The organism is Streptococcus pseudopneumoniae, from assembly GCF_001068775.1.
GTDB classification, from domain to species: Bacteria; Bacillota; Bacilli; order Lactobacillales; family Streptococcaceae; genus Streptococcus; species Streptococcus pseudopneumoniae_N.
Genome location: NZ_JWAJ01000123.1, coordinates 1 through 19,159, shown reverse-complemented (window position 1 = coordinate 19,159; position 19,159 = coordinate 1). Strand labels below are relative to the sequence as shown.

Here is a 19,159-nt window from a genome sequence, read left to right as displayed (position 1 = left end):
GGGTTTAGTAGCAGTGAAACCACAAAAAGAGGCTAGTGCCTCTCTTGATAGTTCTAGCTTTCCACCTCGGCCACATAATCAGCCAGGCCTTTATATTCGCCTTCTACGTCCAACTTTTGGAGTAGGCTAATACTTTCATCGCCCAGCATTTCCAACGTACCAAAAGCGGTCATAGAGTCCATAGGGATAGGCTTATCAGAAAGCAAGCGATCAGCATAGTCTAATAGTTCTAGCCCGTAGTCTGTAACCTTATTGAGCAAACTCTCAAAATCCTCTGACTCTTTGAGTTGAAGCACGCGCTCCCGTTTGTAACATTCTTCAAACGCTGCAGCCTCTTCTGGTTGTTTGTGGTAGTCTTTAAAGCTGTCACAAATACGCTTGAAAGTCTTGTTTAGCTTGTGATCTTCTACATACTCAGCGACAAGCGTGCCTTTATCCTTGTAGGTCAATGAGATTACAGGCTGGCAATATGTCCCAGTCATGTATCCCAGTAGCGCGTGACCTGCTACTTGAGCGGTCGCCTGATCACAAAAATAGTAAGTGAAAGTGAATGTTTTTGCTTTGTCTGAAAATGTTTTTAATGTCATGTTGTTTTTCCTCTTTCTGTTTTAAGGGTGTCACTAGTAGTTACACCATTGCAAGGGGGTCGGTACTATCTACCCCATTTTGTTTAAAGATTTTAGTGTTTGTCAGGTACTGCTTTTAGTTCGTTAAGCTCCTTTCTAAAACGGCAACGGATCATCATATTCTTGGAATACAACTCTGTCGTTTCCTGTGTTTGTTCTTCCTGTGGGCTTCTGTCGTTTTTTCTCATGCTCTTCTACTTGTTCAAGTGAAGTGAATCTCTCTTTTTTCCAATTCTCCAAAATCGCTTTTAAGTATTTAAAACTTGGTTGATGAATTTCTGAGGTAATTTCAATAGCACGATTCAGCATTTCAAAGTTCATACCGTCAAGACCTACATAATCGAGTAACTGTTGATGTTGTTTGTCAGTTATACGGATACCGCTATTTTTTAGATTTTCAGATAAACTTGGACTGATAGATGTATTATTATTATCTATCTCTATATCTTTATCTATATCTATCTCTTTATCTATCTCTATCTCTGTCTTACACGTAGTTAACAATGTAATGTCATTGGATAACGTTGTAAGATTTCTTTCATTTTCTTGCTTTTCTTTACGGTATTTTCTCATATATGCCGCTTGATTTGTTTCTTGTTGTACCAAAGCTTTTGCTTGTGTTAACTCTGCGTTGTTCTCTTCATCAATTTGAATGAGACCGCACTTGGTAAAATAAGCCATAGTCATAGAAATATCGTCTTCAGAAACGTCTAATTTCAAAGCCAACTCTGCTTTTAGATTTTCTAAATATCCCTCATAGTATAAAATACAGTCACTTTCTAAACTTTCTAACATCAATCGGATATAAATCACGGTCATAGTATAACCGCCCGGAATATTTTTTAACCTCTTAATAAAAAGATTATCAAAAAATTTCTTATCAATTTTCAGCCAAAAGTAGATTTTAGTTTTTGCCATTTTCCACCCCCAAAAACTTCAGCAAGTCAGAAATTCTATAATAGATTTTCCTAGTGTCTTCTAGTGGGGGCTGGTATCGTCTTAACCCAGCATCTTCCCACTTTTGGAGTGTCTTATATTTTACGTCTAACTCGTCCATGACTTCCTGGGCTGAGATTAACCCTGTCAGTCGCGGTTTGATTCTATCACGAACTTCAAGGTATTTTTCCACTACTTCCAGAATGCCATGAGTCAGGTCATGCTCACTTTCCTTGCTTAAACTAAACATATTCTTCCGCCCCCTTCAGTAGTTGCTTGTAGCTCTAAATCGGCATTCAAAAGGACAGTTAGGCGCTTCTGCTCCTCTTGCACTTGGTTATAGAATGCCTTTGCTCCATCCAGTAGCTCCTCTTTGTTAGCTGGGATAAAGTAGCCTCTGAAAGCTCCGTGACGTACCCCGATGATAGGAACACCGTAGCGCGTGATCAGACGGCTGATAATGTCCTGTACGGTTCTTTCTGCTAGCTTAGTGAGTAAGCTGATTTCTGCCCCTGTTATGGAGTTCTCAGCCCCCACTTTGATTAGTCTTAATACTCGTTTGTCATTCTCTGTCAGGCTCATTCAATTCCTCCCCATACGTCTACCCCTGCAAGCTGGATATATCGCCCATAATCAGGGTTTAAATCCTCGCTAGGTGTTTCTATCGTCTGTTTGCTTTCTCGCTCCATTTGGGCGCTTTTTTTGCGGTCTCGGTGGTTTAAATAAAGCAGCAAGCCAATCAATACCACGGAAAAGATAACCGCCTGTGTATTGGTTAAATCTAGTTCATTCATGTTACCCCTCCTCATGAATCATCATGCCACGGGTGTACGCAATCGAACTTGTCCATAAGTCCAAGAGATTCTTTTTACCTCGTTTTTTCTTGGCAATATCAACTGCCAAAAGTTCCCATACATAATTTAATAATTGACTTTGATCCATAGGATAGTCATTCTCTTTAGTTATTTCCGCTAGATAAGTGTTTAAGAAAAGAAATCCATCAAATCTAGAAACTTGCTTTATAAAATCAGTGTTACCCCAATAATTTCCATAAAATGACCGTTCTTTCCACTCCAATTCTCCTATTACTTCAGCAATTACCCTCTGTTTCATCCTTTCCGTCTGTTCCTTTAGCGTTTGCTGTTGTTCATGGTATTCTGTGCTAGTTAGTTCATTATAAACATCATCCAAGTCATTCAACACCCTACTGATTGCTCTTTTAGCTATGATATTTCTAACCCCTGTAAGACTTCCTTGTATTTCTTCTAAATCTGTTGAAATAGCTTCTAATTTATCTGCTAACATGTTTTTTACCTCTGTTTCTATGTTTGTGTAATTGCCCTGATGGGCTTGTTCCTGTTTCGACAGCTTTTTAATGTCTTTCTTGCCTCTTACTACCTTACTACACCGACCGCCTCACGCTCAGACTCGCCAAAGTTTGAGAGCGTGGGGCTTTTTTGAGTTGTTTCTTATACATTGTTTCTTGTAATTGCTAGCCTCACGCTCAGAGTCGCCAAATTGAAAGCGTGAGAAAGTACCAGTTTAAAGAGTTGGCGCTCTCCGTATGGTCAAATTGCCCTAAATATGCTATAATCTAGGTATAAATCTTTACTAAAACCTCTTTAATAATAGCTTGCCTGCTTTTTGTTAAATTCGTTTTAGTGTTAGTGTGAAAGGCTTTGCGGTGTGGTTATTGCTAAGCCTTTTTTGTTGCTCTCACGCGCTTCTTTGGCGTGTTTTTTTATTTCTGAATGCCATGGCTTTGATTTCCTGATAACTCATATTCAAGCCAATCATAGCTATTACCATATCCTCAAATGCCTGATATTGCTCCAGCTCGTCACTGGTCAAGCTATCAATACCATTGTAGCCCCCACGTTCTTCCCTTAACTGCTTAGCGTTCCTGTCGGTTACTGCTTTCAGTAGCAAGTTGTTCATGGTGCTGTGTGCATGTTTGGGTGCATTCCTCCAAGTCTCTATACTGTCATGCAAGGTTTTTCTTTTTGGCTTTTCTAGCGCCCTCTGCATACGAAACTTAGAAAGTTCCTCACGCATCTCAAAGAATGCTCTTACTAGGTTTTTCTTAAACTCCTTTACGGGTTCTGTATTTCGTAAGTAAGTGATCAGCAATGTTGCTTGTTGCTCATTCAAAATATAATCCCTTACATTTTGCCCACTCTCTGAAGGTGAAATTTTAAATTGCACCTTTCCAAAGCTTTCAAAGTCCTCTCGGTGCTTATTCAGCAAAATCTTCAAATGTCTGTGCTTGATTTCTGCACATTCTGCCACAATACTGCTCAGTGTATACGGCTCTTTCTTGCCGTCCATGTAAACTAGTTCCATTAGTTTGCTCCTTTCTAGCTATAAAATAGTTCATCTATGGTTATATCTGATTTGATTTCTGCAACCATTGACTTAATTGCTAGGCGTTCTTTGTCATTGAATGGCGTTTTACCTAATTCTTTGTTGTTGTATGACTGCAAAGAAATTTTTAGCTTGTCCGCCATCTGTTGTTGAGTTAGCCCTAACATAACTCGATAGCCTCGTAGTTTACTCATAGCTTTCCCCCTTTCTAAAAAATCCCCCTCCATGAATAGATTGAAAGTGTGAAAGGTTGGAGGGGTCGTTAGGCGTCGTTTTATGACGTCCCCTAAGCTTGAATTTTATTATAACGTCAGTTTTAGACGTTGCCAATAGTTTTTTTGATTTTTTTACGTCATTTTTTGACTTTTTTTAAACATAGGGTTATAATCATCTGTGAAAGGTGTGATAAAGCATGAATAGATTGAAAGAATTAAGACAAAAAAACGAGCTATCTCAAAAAGAAATAGCTGAAATTTTAGGATTTTCTTTAAGGTCATTCCAACGAATGGAAAACGGAGAAAGCCAAATCAAACCAGAAAAAGCCCAGCAACTAGCTGACTTCTTCGGGGTAAGCGTTGGATATCTGTTAGGGTATGAAGTTATAGACCTCATGGGCGCAACAGATCTTGAAGAATATATATTTTTTAACGGAGATTATAGCAATCCAGATAAAACCAGAAAGGAATATTTTGAAAAAATTTCTGAAAAAATCAAAACTTATAAAAAAGTTGCTGATTCTCTTAATGGACGATACAATAAAAATAAAGCTATTGAAGCAATCGAATTACTTGAAAATAATGGCGAAAATGATTTAGATGATATTTTTGAAATACTAAGAGACAAGATAGAACTAGCTCTTTTTAGAAATATGGTCCAATATCAATTGTTATCAACTAGATTTCATCACCCAGACTCAAAAGATAAGATTTTAGATAGTTTCAAAGGATTTGAATAAACAAAAAAATCCCCACGCTCTCAAAGTTTGGCCAGTCTGAGCGTGTATAGAGGGAAATAAAAAAGCATCGTTAATGTGACAATGGTTAACGAAGATTTTTATAAATTAACTGGTAGTTAATGAGGAAGGAAAAACTATGGGAAGTAATAGAACAAACGAAGAAATAGCTGTTTACACTGCCACGATAATACAAGAACTAGAGGATTATCTTCATCTCCTCCAGAGAATGGACGATGAAGGGAATAAACGATCTGATAAAATAGCGCAGTGGATAGAAAATTGGGTAAAATACTTAAAGATAGAACAAGTTTTTAATCCGCGAAGTATTCAGGCTTTAAAAAGAGGAAGTATCGTTTATGCTGATTTTGGTTTCAATGTTGGTAGAGAATATGGAGGTCTTCATTATGCAATAGTTCTGAATAAAATAGATGCACGTTCAAACCATCTTCTTCATGTATTGCCTTTGACCTCTGTAAAAGAAACAACTGATATATCTAATTTGAAATATTTTCAACTTCCAATTGGCAACGAAGTGTTTCAATTACTATCAAATAAAGCTTTGAAAAAAGTTAGAGAGTTATCTGAATTGTATGATCGTTTTTCAAAAAAAGATGGTGAATTGCGCGAAAAAGTTGTAATGGTTGAATCGTTAATCGAAGATAATAAAAAAACTTTGGAAATACTTAAAAACTTATCGAGTTCTGATATAGACGATTCTTCTATTAAGCAAATACTAACCATCAATAAAAATATAGACTTCGCAAGTGATCAGGCGGAGAAAATACGACAGGAGGCAAAAGAAAATGCAATTTTACTTGCAGAACTTAATGAGAAACTGGAGTATGCTAATAAATTTATCCTAAAAACACAAAATATGAACAAAGATAGTATTGTTCTATTGAATCAGGTTACAACAATTAGTAAAATGAGACTCCGTGATCCAAAAAATAATAATTCAATTTTGAATGGTATTGTACTTTCCGATGATACTATGGACAAAATAGATGAGGCACTGAAAAATATTTTTTAAAATCCGAGTATTTTTATTGACTTTTCTTAAAATTAGGGTTAGAATAGAATCATAAGGTCGCTTGACGACAAAATATATGATACTGTCCCAGGAGGACAATTCTAGCCCTGCTCTTATGAGTAGGGCTTTTAGTTTATTAAAAATCCCTGGAACCTCATCCCTAATATTTTTTTTAGGGTGGCCGAAAAAGCTGATTATGCGACCTATAGCATACCACGCGCCACAATGTTCGACAATCCTGAAGCGCGTGTTTTCTCGTGGTTCGCTCAAGCTTCAACCCAGTATAAGCTCCATATCTACTAATTTTGTTGATGTCAACAAATGTCAACCACTTACAATATTTTAGAAAGGATCTCATGAACGAATTACAATTCTTAATCTATACTGCTGACAACGATAGCGAGACAGCTAGTGTCATCATCAAAGGCGAAACGATTTGGACTAGTCAGAAAGAAATGGCTAGACTTTTTGACGTCGGTGTTCCTGCAATTAGTAAACACCTAAAAAATATCTTTGAAGAGGGCGAATTAGAAGAAGATTCAGTTATTTCCAAAATGGAAACAACTGCTACCGATGGGAAGAATTACTTAATTACTTACTACAATCTTGACGCCATCATTTCAGTTGGTTATCGTGTCAATTCCCAAAAAGCTACGAGATTTAGACAGTGGGCTACTTCGGTACTTCGTGAGTACATGATAAAAGGGTTCGCCATGGATGACAACCGTCTGAAACAAGGCGAAAACTTGCTGGAAAAAGACTATTTCCGTGAGCTCTTGGAGCGCGTGCGTTCTATCCGAGCTAGTGAACGTCGTATATGGTTACAGATTACAGATATTTTTGCTGAAATCTCTATCGACTATGACCCACAAAGTACGTTAACTAAGCAATTCTATGCTGATGTACAGAATAAGTTTCATTATGCAATTACTGGCCAAACTGCTGCAGAAATTATCTACACGAAAGCAGACCACACAAAAGACAACATGGGACTTACAACATGGAAAAACTCCCCTAACGGTCGCATACTGCAAGCAGATACCCAAATAGCAAAGAATTACCTTTCAGAAACAGAAATCCGTTCCCTTGAAAGAGGAATATCTAGCTATTTTGATTACCTGGAAAGACAGATAGAACAGCGAAAAGCTCAGACAATGCAACAACTAGCCCAAAGTATTGACCGCTTTTTGACTTTCCAAGAATACGATATTTTAGAAGGTCATGGGAAAATCACTTCCAAGGTTGCGAAAGATAAAGCAAAAGCAGAATACCAACTATTCAACAAAACTCAAAAGATAAACTCAGACTTTGAAAAAACTTTAAAACAGCTAACTGACGATAAAAAACTTTAAATACAGGTCTGTTTACTATAAACAAGCCCATATTAGCCCGATATCCACCTTATTTCCTACTTTGGTATTATTTTACCGTCTGACTAATTAAAATCGAATGTGGGGCAATCTGTGAAGCCCTAGCATGATATAAACCACAATCTAAAACCTTTTTAATAATAGCTTGCCTGCTGATGTATTTTAGAAAGGTTTGTCATCATGAAGATAACTGAAGTTATAAAAAAAGACGGTAGTAAAGTCTATCGTGCTAATGTATATCTAGGAATTGATCAGGTAACAGGAAAGAAAGTTAAAACTAAGGTAACAGGGCGGACACAAAAGGAAGTTAAGCAGAAAGCTACTCAAGAAAAAATTGCTTTTCAGAAAGACGGTTGTACTAGACAAAAAGCTAGTACCATAAAAAACTATCAAGAACTAGCAACTCTCTGGTGGGAAAGTTATAAAAATACTGTTAAGCCAAACACTCAAGGCAATGTTAGAAAGCTACTTGATAATCATATATTGCCGATTTTCGGGGCTTACAAGCTCGACAAGCTCACCGCTCCACTTATCCAGTCAATTATCAACAAACTTGCTGACAAGGCTAATAGAGGGGAAAAAGGGGCTTTTCTACACTATGACATGATACACGCTTTGAACAAACGTATCTTACAGTATGGTGTAACTATGCAGGCGATACCGTCCAATCCTGCCCGTGATGTTGTTTTACCTCGTAACACTCAGAAAGCAAAGCGCCAAAAGGTAAAGCACTTTGACAATCAAGAATTAAAAAAGTTTCTTGTTTATCTCGATAATTTAGATAGTCATAGATATCGTTATTACTATGAGGCAACGCTCTATAAGTTCCTGCTGGCTACTGGTTGTCGCATCAATGAAGCTTTAGCACTTAGCTGGTCTGATATTGATTTAGACGATGCCATTGTACACATCACCAAAACACTAAATCGGGATTTAGAAATCAACAGCCCAAAATCTAAAGCTAGTTATCGGGATATAGATATAGATCAAGCGACTATTAGCATGCTAAGACAGTATAAACTACGCCAAACTAAAGAGGCCTGGAAGATAGGACAACGTGAAAGCGTGGTATTCTCTGATTTCATTCATGAATATCCTTGCAGTTCAAAACTTAAAAGAAGATTGCAAACACATTTTAAGCGTGCTGATGTTCCTAACATTGGCTTTCACGGATTCCGTCACACTCACGCTAGTTTATTGCTTAACTCTGGTATTCCTTACAAAGAACTTCAGCACCGTTTAGGTCATTCTACTTTATCCATGACCATGGACATCTATAGCCACCTCTCAAAAGAGAACGCAAAAAAAGCAGTCTCATTCTACGAAACTGCACTAAAAGCACTATAAGGGGAGCAAAAAGGGGAGCAAATTCAAAAACCAACGGTTCAAGACAAAGCAAGAAGCCAATAACAACGGTGTTTTTGTAAGATTTTGTTTGAAAAAAGCCGAATTTATAGTATAATAGTACGGTGTCAAAAATCACTTAAACACAGAATAGATTAGGAAAGGATCGGAGATATGAAACAAATCTTTCTCTCAACGACAACTGAATTTAAAGAGATCGATACGCTCCAGCCGGGCACTTGGATCAATCTCGTCAATCCTACCCAAAGCGAATCGATGGAAATTGCTTCTGCATTTGATATTGATATCGCGGACCTCCGTGCACCACTCGATGCGGAAGAAATGTCTCGTATCACGATCGAAGATGAATACACTCTGATCATCGTGGATGTCCCAATCACAGAGGAAAGAAATAACCGTACCTACTATGTGACTATTCCCTTGGGGATTATCATCACAGAAGAGGCTATCATTACCACTTGCTTGGAGCCTCTACCACTTCTTGATGTCTTTATCAATCGTAGGCTTCGAAATTTCTATACCTTCATGCGTTCGCGCTTCATCTTCCAAATCCTCTATCGCAATGCGGAGATTTACCTAACCGCCCTCCGTTCAATCGAACGTAAAAGTGAGCAGATTGAGAGTCAACTTCACAAATCTACTCGAAACGAAGAATTGATCGAACTCATGGAGTTGGAAAAGACCATCGTCTACTTCAAAGCTTCTCTGAAGACAAATGAGCGCGTGATTAAAAAATTGACCAGTGCGACTAGCAATATCAAGAAATACCTCGAAGATGAAGACTTACTGGAAGATACCTTGATTGAAACGCAACAGGCCATCGAGATGGCGGATATCTATGGAAACGTCCTTCACTCTATGACAGAGACCTTTGCCTCTATCATTTCAAACAACCAGAACAATATCATGAAAACCTTGGCCCTCGTGACCATCGTTATGTCTGTGCCGACCATGATTTTCTCAGCCTACGGAATGAACTTTAAGGATAATGAAATTCCTTTAAACGGAGAACCGCACGCTTTCTGGCTCATCGTCTTTATCGCCTTTGCTATGAGTGTTTCCCTCACTCTTTACCTCATCCATAAAAAATGGTTCTAAACAGGAGTTATTATGTCACAGATTGATTTACAAGAATTAACAAAGAAAAACCAGGAATTTATCCATATTGCAACCCAGCAATTTCTCAAGGACGGCAAAACAGATGCTGAAATCAAGGCTATCCTTGAAGAAGTCATTCCTCATATCCTTGAGGAGCAACCAAAAGGAGTGACAGCTCGTTCTATCTACGGAGCACCAACTCACTGGGCTCATAGTTTCAGCGAAAAAGAGCAATACGAAAAAGAACATCCAAAAGAAAACGACGATCCAAAATTGATGATGTTGGATTCAGCCCTTTTCATCACAGGTCTATTTGCAGTAGTTAGCGCCTTGATGAGCTTCTTCTCAAACCAACCTGTGGCCTACGGATTGGTAACACTTATCAGTGTAGGGGCCTTTGGTGGAGTTGCCTTTTACCTGCTCTACCACTTCATCTACCGCTACTACGGACCAGATACTGACCGTAGCCAACGCCCTCCATTCTGGAAATCACTTTTGGTCATGCTAGCAACCATGTTTGCCTGGGTCTTCATCCTCTTCTTGAGTAACTTCCTTCCACAAGCCATCAACATCAGCCTCCCACCACTTGTTTTATTGGTGATTGGAGGAGCTCTCCTTGCCCTACGTTTCTACCTCAAAAAACGTTTCAACATTAAGAGCGCAAGTGCAGGACCAGCTAGATATTAAGATAAACAAAAAAAGTAGTGTGTTTTGTAGACAGACTACTTTTATTATGGTTCCAAAGTATTTTTTGATTCTCCAAAGAAAAGTAGCTACATTTTCTAAAAACGTTCTAATGTAAAGGCTTCCCTTAGAATCCCAAGGTTTTACCCTTGAATCCAAGCTGTTTTTCTGTTATACTAATAAAGCAATAAGGAGAAATATATATGACTAAACAGAGAATTAATCAAATTGTCGGTTCAATTGGTGCCTTTATCGGGATTATTGTATTTATAGCCTACATCCCCCAAATTTTTGCCAATTTACAAGGGAACAAAGCTCAACCATTCCAACCTTTATCAGCAGCTGTTTCTTGCTTAATCTGGGTCATTTATGGATGGACAAAAGAGCCTAAGAAAGACTGGATTCTAATCATTCCAAACTCGGCCGGGGTTGTCCTTGGAGGACTAACCTTCCTTACTGCTCTATAAGAATGCAACTACTATAAAAAGCAACCACATCGAGCGGTTGCTTTTTTGTTTATTTTCTTGATCTAAAAGCCTTCTTCTGGCTCTAATTCTTGTTGTTTCCCCTCATCTTTTGTGATAAAATAGGCTCAATCTATTTCTAGGAGGATGAGATATGGTTTCTACTATTGGTATTGTTAGTTTATCTAGTGGCATTATCGGAGAAGATTTTGTCAAACACGAAGTGGACTTGGGTGTCCAACGTCTCAAGGATCTGGGACTCAATCCTATCTTTTTACCCCATTCGTTAAAAGGCTTAGACTTTATCAAAGACCACCCTGAAGCTCGTGCAGAGGATTTGATTCATGCATTTTCTGATGATAGCATCAACATGATCCTATGCGCCATCGGTGGAGACGATACCTATCGCTTACTACCTTATCTTTTTGAAAATAAGCAACTACAAAAGGTTATCAAACAAAAGATTTTTCTTGGATTCTCAGATACAACCATGAACCATCTCATGTTGCATAAACTAGGAATCAAGACTTTTTATGGTCAATCATTTTTAGCAGACATTTGTGAATTAGACAAGGAAATGTTAGCCTATAGCCTTCACTACTTTAAAGAATTGATTGAGACGGGAAGAATCTCGGAAATCCGCCCTAGTGACGTTTGGTATGAGGAAAGAACTGACTTCAGTCCCAAGGCTCTGGGAACACATCGTATCAGTCATGCAAATACTGGTTTTGAGTTGTTACAAGGAACTGCCCAGTTCGAGGGGGAAATCCTCGGCGGTTGCCTCGAATCCCTCTACGATATCTTTGACAACTCTCGATATGCAGATAGCACGGAGCTCTGCCAAAAATACAAACTTTTCCCTGACTTGTTAGACTGGGAAGGAAAAATCCTCTTGCTAGAAACAAGCGAAGAAAAGCCTGAGCCGGAATACTTCAAAAAGATGTTGCGGACTTTAAAGGACACTGGTATATTCGAGGTCATCAGTGGACTCTTGGTTGGAAAACCTATGGATGAAACTTTCTATAACGACTATAAAGAGGCACTATTGGATATCATTGACAACAATATCCCGATTGTCTATAATCTAAACGTTGGCCATGCTACACCAAGAGCAATTGTTCCCTTTGGAGTACACGCGTATGTAGACGCAACGGAGCAAGTCATTCGCTTTGACTATAACAAAGAAAGCTGAGATGAATTTCTCAGCTTTTTCTCATTATCATTACTGGCATTTTCATCACATACTACTGATAGCTAAAATGATAAGGGAGAGGCTATTGCCTAACATATGAACAAGGAGGGGATAGTAAATATTCTCCTTCTCTTTCACATAAATAATAGAAAATGTAAGGCCCCCACCTAGGTAACCGACTGCACCGACCCACTCTGACAAGCTTAAATTATGCATATGAGTCAGGGCAAAGACAAGGCCGACCAAAAAGACACTCAGCCAAGTTGCCAGACTTTTTCTCAGATATCTCAATAGAATTTGACGGAAAAATAATTCTTCCACCAAAGGTCCGATGATGCAGGCGAAAACTGCTATCAGTAATGGTTGCTCTTGAAAGGTGCTTTGAATATTCGACTGGTTTAGACCTTGTCCGACCAGCCCAAAAAACTGCCTCAACATCTCTGATACAAATTCAAAGACAACAGTCATCAGAATGAGAAAGATCCAGCCTTTTAAAACTCCAAAGAAGAATTTTCTTTTAGTCTTTCTAATCTCATTCCATTGTTGAATCAATCTATCTTTGAACAAGAAAGAGCCATATAGAGCTAATACGACATAGACTAGATAATTCGTAATGGCCGATGGCATCAAAGGAGCCAGCAATTTAACGCCATCAAACACAAAGAGAACTGTGTAAAGTATCGCAAAAATCAGAATTCCCTTATTTTTGTTAGCCATCATTTAAGACCCTTCCATTCGCAATCATTCTCGTGGTCATCAACCAACCCTGCAGCCTGTAGAAAGGACAAAACAGCGACTGGTCCAGTAAACTTAAAGCCTCGTTTTTTGAGATTTCTGGATAATTTCTCAGATAGAGCTGTTTTGGCAGGAGCTTGAGCATAGTCAGGAACATCATTGACGATGGTTTTCCCACCGACAAAAGACCAAAGATAAGCATCAAAAGTTCCGAATTCTGCCTGAACTTGTAGAAAAGCCTGAGCGTTGGCCCGCGTCGCAAAGAGCTTGGCACGATTGCGGATGATAGCTGGATTATCCATCAAAGCTTCCAATTCTTCATCAGTCATGTCCGCAACACCTTGAACTTGATAGTCATGAAAAGCTTGACGAAAAGCTTGGCGTTTATTGAGCACCGTTTCCCAAGACAGACCAGCCTGATAGGTCTCCATGCAGAGCAACTCAAAAAGAGCCTGGTCATCATGAAGGGGCTGGCCCCACTCTTCATCGTGGTAGGCTACATATAGAGGGTTGTTCATTTTAACCCAGCCACAACGTTTTGGCATAGAAATCTCCTATTTCACCAACATCTTGAGGGCAGACTTGATATAGTTCTCAGCTGTATCTGTCGTTCCTTCAAAGAATTTCTTGATTTTCTTAAGCTCAGTTGCCTTGTAGCCCAGTGCCAACATAGCTTCCATAGCTTCTTCCAATTCTTGGTTTTCAGCGCTGGTTTGTACTGGCACCTTAGCAGGAAGGGCATCTCCTGCAACTACTACCTTGCCTTCCAAGTCCAGCACCATCTGCTGGGCTGTTTTCTTACCGATTTTAGGGAATTTAGTCAAGTAGGTGATGTTCTTAGTCTCAATAGCTTGAACGAGGCCTGCATTGTCATCAGCTGCGATGATGGCAAGAGCGGAAACAGGACCAATGCCTGACACAGAGATCAAGCTGAGAAAGAGTTTCTTCTCATCTTCTGAACGAAAACCGTAAAGTAGATGAGCATCTTCGCGAACGACTTGATGCACATAGATTTGTGCTTCTTGATTGACTTGTCCTGAGTAGGCATAGGGGTTAGCTACGTGTAGGATATAGCCGATTCCGTTTGCTTCTAGAACGATGTATTTAGCAGTAATTTTGGTAATGATACCCTTTAGATATTCGTACATAGTTTTCCCTTCAATTTATACTTAATGAAAATCAAATCTAAACTAGGAAGCTAACCGTAGGCATAACTTGAGTTAGGGAAGGTAAGGCTGACGCAGTTTAGAGAGATTTTCGAAGAGTATTAGTATTTTCCTAGCTCTCTGAGGCTAGTATGATTTTCCTGAATGCGACGGAACATCTTTTCCATGTCTGACTTGGTAAAGTGCACCAAAACAGGACGTCCGTGTGGACAGTTATAGGGGTTGTCACATTGGGAGAGTTGGTAGAGGAGTTGTCTAGCTGAGTGGTCATCGATACGGTGATTAGCCTTGATAGACCTCTTGCAGGACATCATAATGGCTAGTTCAGCTCGGTATTTCTTGATTGAAACTTCCTTGGTCAAGAGGAGCATGTCGCACATCTCATAGATTCCAGACTCGATTTCCTCCTCTGCCATCCAAATGGGATGTTCGCGTAGGATAAATTGATTCTCCCCGTACTCTGCTAGAAAGACACCTACTTCCTCTAAAAGAGACATTCTTTCCTTGAGACGAAGGGCATCATCCGCAGGAAATTCAAAGATATAGGGCACTAAGAGTTGCTGCTGGCTCTGGTCAACATTGCCAATACTTTCACGGTACTCCTCATACTTAACCCGTTCCTGAGCCGCATGCTGGTCTATGATGTAAAGGCCATCTCGACCTTGTGCAAAGAGATAGGTCCCGTGCATTTGTCCGAAAAATTCCAACTCTGGGAAGCTAGATGATTCTTCTCGCTCTAGCTTGTCATAAGCCTTATCAAGACTAGCCATATCCAACTCTGGATGGTCCAGTTGATCGTAGCTGGCAGGCTTTCGCTCTGCAAAATGCAGTTTGGCTGGCTTGGTCAGCTGATCCAAGGTTTCCTTGGCGAACAGGTTCAAATCCTGTCTGTCTTCAGTCAAATTCACCTGATGGTCTGCCACCTCAGCTTGAGTCGGTCTTGCTAGCCCCGTTTTTTCATAGTAGAGGGTATTTTCTCTCAGTGGCAAAGTCGTTTGCTCTACTTTTTCACGATTGCGAACAGTAGATTTGGCCAGATTTTCCAAGGCATCTGGAATCAAGGTTTGTTCCTTGAGACTCTTTGCGATTGCTTCTGAAACCAGCGCCATCAGCTCTCTTTCCTTAGAAATTCGCACCTCTTGCTTGGTCGGGTGCACATTGACATCTGCCAGATATGGGTCAATATGGATATGAATGACAGCCAGAGGGAAACGCCCCACCATGAGCTTGCTGCCGTAACCATCTAAAATAGCACGATTAAGCAGAAAGTTCTTGATATAACGGCCATTGATAAAAAGACTGATGTAGTTGCGGTTGGCACGAGTTAACTCAGGTAAGGATACAAATCCTGAAATTTCGAAATCAAGGTCAGAATTCTCAATTTCAATCATCTTCTTGGCACTCGCCAAACCGTAAATCCCTGCGATTGCTTGGCGTAATTGACCTGTTCCCGCTGTTCGTGTCATTTCCTTACCATCACTAATCAAACTAAAAGAAATCTCAGGATGGGCCAAGCCCAGACGGTTGACAATATCAATGATATGAGACAACTCCGCTTGCTGACTCTTCATATACTTGAGGCGGGCAGGCGTGTTGAAAAAGAGGTCCTCCACACAAACCTTGGTTCCCACAGGACTAGTCGCTGGAATGACTTCTTCAACTTCTCCCCCACGAGCGACCAGCTTGGTTCCATGACTTGCACCATCCACCGCAGTCAACAGAGTTAAGACACTAACAGACGCTATAGAAGGCAGGGCTTCACCACGAAAACCAAGTGTTCGAATCCGAAAGAGGTCTGCTTGATTTTTTATCTTACTGGTCGCATGACGACGCAGGGCCAATTCCACCTCATCGTGGGCAATTCCATGACCATTATCTGTGATTTGAATCTTCTTGAGACCAGCTTCCTCAATCTCAATGATAATCTGACTAGAACCCGCGTCAATGGCGTTTTCTACCAGCTCCTTAACAACGCTAGCTGGACGCTCGATAACCTCTCCAGCAGCGATTTGGTTTGCCAACACCTCTGGCAATTCAATAATATGAGACATTTTTCAGCCCCTTTCTCAACTATTTTTATCTATTTCTCTGAAAATAAGCTAGTGCTATTATACCATATTTCACTCGTTTCCAAAAAAGTCCAAGCAGCAACTTTCTTCCCGATTTTACTAGGTTATTTACCAAGTTTGTGGTACAATAGGTAGAAACAATATTTTAAAAAGGAGAAAAGACACATGCACATTTTTGATGAGCTAAAAGAGCGTGGTTTGATTTTTCAAACGACTGATGAAGAAGCTTTGCGTAAAGCCCTAGAAGAAGGTCAAGTTTCTTATTATACTGGCTACGATCCAACTGCTGACAGCCTTCACCTAGGCCACCTTGTCGCTATCTTGACAAGTCGTCGTTTGCAGTTAGCAGGTCACAAACCTTATGCGCTCGTTGGCGGTGCTACTGGTCTCATCGGAGATCCGTCCTTCAAAGATGCTGAACGTAGTCTCCAAACAAAAGACACAGTAGATGGCTGGGTCAAGTCTATCCAAGGACAACTTTCTCGTTTTCTTGACTTTGAAAATGGTGAAAATAAAGCTATCATGGTCAACAACTACGACTGGTTTGGCAGCATCAGCTTCATTGACTTCCTCCGTGATATCGGAAAATACTTCACTGTCAACTACATGATGAGCAAGGAGTCTGTTAAAAAACGGATTGAAACAGGGATTTCTTACACAGAATTTGCCTACCAAATCATGCAAGGTTACGACTTCTTTGTCCTTAACCAAGAGCATAACGTAACGCTTCAAATCGGTGGTTCTGACCAGTGGGGAAATATGACAGCTGGTACTGAATTGCTTCGTCGTAAGGCTGATAAAACTGGTCACGTTATCACTGTTCCATTGATCACAGATGCAACTGGTAAGAAATTTGGTAAATCAGAAGGAAACGCAGTCTGGCTCAATCCTGAAAAGACTTCTCCATACGAAATGTACCAATTTTGGATGAACGTTATGGACGCAGACGCTGTTCGCTTCTTGAAGATCTTTACTTTCTTGTCACTTGATGAGATTGAAGACATCCGTAAACAGTTTGAAGCGGCTCCACACGAACGCTTGGCTCAAAAAATCCTCGCTCGTGAAGTCGTAACACTTGTTCACGGAGAAGAAGCCTACAAAGAAGCCCTCAACATCACTGAACAACTCTTTGCAGGAAACATCAAAAACCTTTCTGTCAAAGAGCTCAAACAAGGACTTCGTGGTGTACCAAACTACCAAGTTCAAGCAGATGAAAACCACAATATCGTGGAACTGCTCGTCTCATCTGGTGTAGTTAACTCAAAACGCCAAGCCCGTGAAGATGTTCAAAATGGAGCTATCTACATCAACGGCGACCGCATCCAAGACCTTGACTATGTCTTGAGTGACGCAGATAAGTTAGAGAACGAACTGACTGTTATCCGTCGTGGGAAGAAAAAATACTTTGTATTGACTTACTAAACTGTTCAACATTGATCTATAAATAAAGGAGTTAACCTCAAGAAAGGTAACTCCTTTTCTACCATTTGTCAAGTATATCAAGGTATTTGATGAAAAATAGTTTGATTTCCATAGTCAAACTAAGGAAATTGTCTTTTTCTGAACTAAAGTTTAGTGAAAAAAGTGTACACTAAACCAACACCTTATCTGGTGATTTTTTTTGATAAGGCGTTACAATAATATGGCATAAACAATTTTACCGATTTTGGGTAGAAGTATAATCGTAAAGTTTGTTATGCGTTATAAGGTAATACATTGTTCTAATGAGACGATGTATAGAGGCAATCGTGTGTGGTTTGGTTGAAGTCACTTGCGATTGTCTTTTCCGTTTCTCATAGAAGTCTGCGATATGACAAGGATTGGTGTGGCTAGCTGAAGCTATGTTATGAATGCACTTAAAGAGAATCTTTCTGGCATAGGGATTCCCACGTTTAGTGATATGTTCCTTGGCTAGAAAGTTTCCAGATTCATAGTGTCTGAGGTCAATTCCGATAAAAGCATTGATTTGATTGGCAGAGTGAAATCGACGAATGTCACCAAGTTCGCCAATAATACTTGTCGCTGTGGTTTCAGCTATTCCAGGAATAGAGAGAAGAATCTCATATTCTGGCAAAGATTGAGCCAATGCTACCATCTCCTCTAGAACACCTTGTCTGTGTTCAGAAAGCCTAAGTAACTCCCCTGCATAGTATTTGACCTCTTCTATCACTGGAGAGTTTTTTTTGACCGCACAATAAGACTGATTAGCTAGTTTTGTAAGCTTATCTACTAAGTAAGTCACACGTTTTTCAGAGATGCGTTTCGCCGTAGACTGACGGATGATAGCTGTTAATGTGGCGTCATCTAACTCCAGTACAAAACTATTACATGGAAAAGTCATGACCAAGTTCCAATATTGTTCCCCAGTTGGTGCCGACAATATGTTTTCCAATTCAGGAAAAGTGAACTGTAAAACCTTGTGCAGACGGTTTTTAGCGCAGACGATATCCTCAGTAAGATTCTGATAGAAACGGCTGAGATCGCGTAATTCTTGATAAAGCGCTTCTTGGACATAGCTTGGTTTACGATTGAGGATGAACTGAGAAGCAGCTAGTTTTTCAGCGTCAATCTTATCGGTTTTACGTACTCGTAAGCTATCTAGTTGTTTTTTGGATTCTAAGGGATTGAGCCGTGTATAAGCGTAACTATTATCCTCAAAGAAGGCCTGAAGACGACGAGAATAGACACCAGTCGCCTCGAAGACAATCTCTGGATCGTGAACAGTCTTCAAGTCCCCAAGTAGTCGATTAAATCCGATGGCATCATTGGGAATGGTATAGCCATGTACTTTTTCTCCATTGACCAAGATGGCCACTTCTGAACTTGCTTTACTCACGTCAATCCCAAAAACTACTCGCATGATATTACCTCTTTGTCTTGAATGATTCCTTGCTTTAGTGATGTCATTTTCAATACTCGACGTTTTTCGTCCCACATACTTTGATAACATTCTTCCTAAAACAGGTGTCTTGTCAGTTTTAGTTACGACGTCTAGCGCCAAAGGACTTATCGACTTAACAAGACACCACTACTTTAACATAACGAAAAAGTAGTGAGTACTTTCTCCCGTCGGAGATTTCCTCACTACTAATCTTAGTATGTTTT

Annotated in this window: 21 protein-coding genes and 1 pseudogene; 9 read left to right on the top strand and 13 right to left on the bottom strand. The window is 39.8% G+C overall.

Going from position 1 to position 19,159, the window contains the following annotated elements:
- Positions 1-53: 53 nt before the first annotated feature.
- The 8 genes and pseudogenes from ADF68_RS06815 to ADF68_RS06780 all read right to left on the bottom strand — a co-directional run bounded on the left by ADF68_RS06815 (position 54) and on the right by ADF68_RS06780 (position 4,120).
- Positions 54-587 carry a hypothetical protein gene (locus ADF68_RS06815; protein ID WP_049549165.1) on the bottom strand — a complete coding sequence of 178 codons (534 nt, stop codon included), beginning with the start codon at positions 585-587 and terminating at the stop codon, positions 54-56.
- A gap of 135 nt (positions 588-722) precedes the next feature.
- Positions 723-1,544, bottom strand: a complete 822-nt coding sequence (locus ADF68_RS06810) for a phage replisome organizer N-terminal domain-containing protein (protein WP_049549164.1) — start codon at positions 1,542-1,544, stop codon at positions 723-725.
- A complete protein-coding gene (locus tag ADF68_RS06805; protein WP_049549163.1) occupies positions 1,531-1,812 on the bottom strand; it encodes a hypothetical protein in 282 nt (93 codons plus the stop codon). Before ADF68_RS06805 ends, ADF68_RS06810 begins: the two co-directional genes overlap by 14 nt.
- Positions 1,805-2,144: pseudogene (locus tag ADF68_RS06800) on the bottom strand (DNA-binding protein). The gene ADF68_RS06805 and the pseudogene ADF68_RS06800 overlap by 8 nt, the downstream one beginning before the upstream one ends.
- Positions 2,141-2,356, bottom strand: a complete 216-nt coding sequence (locus ADF68_RS06795) for a hypothetical protein (RefSeq protein ID WP_045762571.1) — start codon at positions 2,354-2,356, stop codon at positions 2,141-2,143. Before ADF68_RS06795 ends, ADF68_RS06800 begins: the two are co-directional and overlap by 4 nt.
- A gap of 1 nt (position 2,357) precedes the next feature.
- Positions 2,358-2,867, bottom strand: a complete 510-nt coding sequence (locus ADF68_RS06790; protein WP_045762570.1) for a hypothetical protein — start codon at positions 2,865-2,867, stop codon at positions 2,358-2,360.
- Between the two features lie 411 nt (positions 2,868-3,278).
- Positions 3,279-3,905: a Rha family transcriptional regulator gene (locus ADF68_RS06785; protein ID WP_049549162.1), complete on the bottom strand. Its 627-nt coding sequence runs from the start codon at positions 3,903-3,905 to the stop codon at positions 3,279-3,281.
- 14 nt (positions 3,906-3,919) lie between these two features.
- On the bottom strand, positions 3,920-4,120 hold the full coding sequence (locus ADF68_RS06780; protein WP_000040966.1) for a helix-turn-helix transcriptional regulator: 201 nt from the start codon (positions 4,118-4,120) through the stop codon (positions 3,920-3,922).
- 218 nt (positions 4,121-4,338) lie between these two features.
- On the opposite strand from ADF68_RS06780, the gene ADF68_RS11440 reads away from it, so the two are divergent.
- The 8 genes from ADF68_RS11440 (at position 4,339) to ADF68_RS06740 (ending at position 12,084) form a co-directional block, all read left to right on the top strand.
- Positions 4,339-4,881: a helix-turn-helix domain-containing protein gene (locus tag ADF68_RS11440; RefSeq protein ID WP_239665537.1), complete on the top strand. Its 543-nt coding sequence runs from the start codon at positions 4,339-4,341 to the stop codon at positions 4,879-4,881.
- Positions 4,882-5,017: 136 nt separating this feature from the next.
- A complete protein-coding gene (locus ADF68_RS06770; protein ID WP_045762569.1) occupies positions 5,018-5,911 on the top strand; it encodes a type II toxin-antitoxin system PemK/MazF family toxin in 894 nt (297 codons plus the stop codon).
- 356 nt (positions 5,912-6,267) lie between these two features.
- Complete coding sequence (locus tag ADF68_RS06765; RefSeq protein ID WP_049523624.1) at positions 6,268-7,263, top strand: virulence RhuM family protein; 996 nt, start codon at positions 6,268-6,270, stop codon at positions 7,261-7,263.
- 198 nt (positions 7,264-7,461) lie between these two features.
- Positions 7,462-8,628: a tyrosine-type recombinase/integrase gene (locus tag ADF68_RS06760; RefSeq protein WP_049549161.1), complete on the top strand. Its 1,167-nt coding sequence runs from the start codon at positions 7,462-7,464 to the stop codon at positions 8,626-8,628.
- Between the two features lie 171 nt (positions 8,629-8,799).
- Positions 8,800-9,744: a magnesium transporter CorA family protein gene (locus ADF68_RS06755; protein WP_049549160.1), complete on the top strand. Its 945-nt coding sequence runs from the start codon at positions 8,800-8,802 to the stop codon at positions 9,742-9,744.
- A 12-nt stretch (positions 9,745-9,756) separates the two neighbouring features.
- Positions 9,757-10,431 (top strand): DUF1129 domain-containing protein, encoded by a 675-nt coding sequence (locus ADF68_RS06750; protein ID WP_049549159.1) that lies wholly within the window; start codon positions 9,757-9,759, stop codon positions 10,429-10,431.
- Between the two features lie 200 nt (positions 10,432-10,631).
- Entirely contained in the window at positions 10,632-10,895 is a 264-nt protein-coding gene (locus ADF68_RS06745; protein WP_049496815.1) for a SemiSWEET family transporter, read from the top strand.
- A 151-nt stretch (positions 10,896-11,046) separates the two neighbouring features.
- Positions 11,047-12,084: a S66 family peptidase gene (locus ADF68_RS06740; RefSeq protein ID WP_049549158.1), complete on the top strand. Its 1,038-nt coding sequence runs from the start codon at positions 11,047-11,049 to the stop codon at positions 12,082-12,084.
- A 45-nt stretch (positions 12,085-12,129) separates the two neighbouring features.
- Here ADF68_RS06740 and ADF68_RS06735 read toward each other — a convergent pair whose 3' ends face one another.
- The 4 genes from ADF68_RS06735 to mutL form a co-directional block, all read right to left on the bottom strand.
- Positions 12,130-12,804 (bottom strand): CPBP family intramembrane glutamic endopeptidase, encoded by a 675-nt coding sequence (locus tag ADF68_RS06735; protein ID WP_049549157.1) that lies wholly within the window; start codon positions 12,802-12,804, stop codon positions 12,130-12,132.
- Entirely contained in the window at positions 12,801-13,364 is a 564-nt protein-coding gene (locus ADF68_RS06730; protein ID WP_049549156.1) for a DNA-3-methyladenine glycosylase I, read from the bottom strand. Before ADF68_RS06730 ends, ADF68_RS06735 begins: the two co-directional genes overlap by 4 nt.
- Positions 13,365-13,373: 9 nt before the next feature.
- Entirely contained in the window at positions 13,374-13,967 is a 594-nt protein-coding gene (gene ruvA, locus ADF68_RS06725; RefSeq protein WP_049549155.1) for a Holliday junction branch migration protein RuvA, read from the bottom strand.
- Between the two features lie 119 nt (positions 13,968-14,086).
- Positions 14,087-16,036: a DNA mismatch repair endonuclease MutL gene (gene mutL, locus ADF68_RS06720; RefSeq protein ID WP_049549154.1), complete on the bottom strand. Its 1,950-nt coding sequence runs from the start codon at positions 16,034-16,036 to the stop codon at positions 14,087-14,089.
- A 183-nt stretch (positions 16,037-16,219) separates the two neighbouring features.
- On the opposite strand from mutL, the gene tyrS reads away from it, so the two are divergent.
- Positions 16,220-17,476: a tyrosine--tRNA ligase gene (gene tyrS / locus ADF68_RS06715; protein WP_049549153.1), complete on the top strand. Its 1,257-nt coding sequence runs from the start codon at positions 16,220-16,222 to the stop codon at positions 17,474-17,476.
- A gap of 235 nt (positions 17,477-17,711) precedes the next feature.
- Here the strand turns inward: tyrS and ADF68_RS06710 are convergent, their stop codons facing one another.
- Entirely contained in the window at positions 17,712-18,914 is a 1,203-nt protein-coding gene (locus ADF68_RS06710; protein WP_049548761.1) for an IS110 family transposase, read from the bottom strand.
- Positions 18,915-19,159 lie beyond the last annotated feature (245 nt).